This window comes from Leisingera sp. F5, assembly GCF_001593695.1.
The window spans coordinates 1-1,155 of sequence record NZ_LUKH01001253.1 but is presented as its reverse complement, the minus strand read 5'-3'; the positions used below and the strand labels follow the sequence as shown (position 1 = coordinate 1,155).

The 1,155-nt window shown below is 59.9% G+C and carries 1 protein-coding gene; it reads left to right on the top strand.

Annotated elements, in window-relative coordinates; translation table 11 throughout:
• The coding region (locus A2I95_RS40560) for an adenosylcobalamin-dependent ribonucleoside-diphosphate reductase (protein WP_291737967.1) at window positions 1-1,155 on the top strand (1,155 nt) is incomplete at both ends.

The following is a 1,155-nucleotide window of genomic DNA, read 5'->3' as shown; positions in this document are numbered from 1 at the left end:
CCCGGATATCGAGCACTTCATCACTGCGAAATCTGACTCCGCCCGCCTGCGCATGTTCAACATGTCGGTGCTGGTCACCGATGATTTCATGGATGCGGTTAAGGCGGACGGCTCCTGGGAACTGGTATTTGACGGCAAGGTCTATCACACCGTGCAGGCGCGGGATCTGTGGAACAAGATCATGCAGGCGACCTATGATTATGCCGAGCCGGGCGTGATCTTCATTGACCGTATCAACAAGGCAAACAACCTCTCCTATATCGAGAACATCTGCGCCACCAACCCTTGCGGCGAGCAGCCGCTGCCGCCCTATGGCGCCTGCCTCTTGGGTTCGGTCAACATGGCGCGGTTGGTGGCCAATCCGTTCGAGAAAGACGCGCATCTGGACCAGGAGGCGATGCAGGAGTTGGTCGCCACGGCCGTTCGGATGATGGACAACGTGGTCGACGTCTCCAAGTTTCCGCTGGAGGCGCAGGCGCAGGAAGCCAAGAACAAACGCCGGATCGGTCTGGGCGTCACCGGCCTGGCGGATGCGCTCTTGATGCTGGGTCTGGAATACGGATCTGACGAGGCGGCGCGTCAGACCGACAAATGGCTGCACGCGATCGCCCGCGCCGCCTATCTGGCGTCGGTGGACCTGGCCAAGGAAAAGGGCGCCTTCCCGCTGTTCGACGCCGAGGCCTACCTGAACTCCGGCAATATGCTGAACATGGATGAGGACGTGCGCGACGCGATCCGCGAGCACGGCATTCGCAACGCGCTGCTGACCTCGATCGCGCCGACCGGCACCATCTCTCTGTACGCGGGCAATGTGTCTTCGGGGATCGAGCCAGTGTTTGCTTATGCATACACCCGCAAGGTGCTGCAAAAGGATGGCAGCCGCACCGAGGAGGAAGTGGTCGACTACGCGGTGCAGATGTACCGCGAGAAATTCGGTGCCGACGCCAAACTGCCGGAGTATTTCGTGAATGCGCAGACGCTGCCGCCCGCGGCACATGTGAAAATGCAGGCGGCGGCACAGAAGTGGATCGACTCGTCGATCTCTAAGACCATCAACTGTCCGGAAGACATCTCCTTTGATGACTTCAAGGACGTCTATATGCAGGCCTGGGATCAGGGCTGCAAAGGTTGCACCACCTACCGCCCCAACGATGT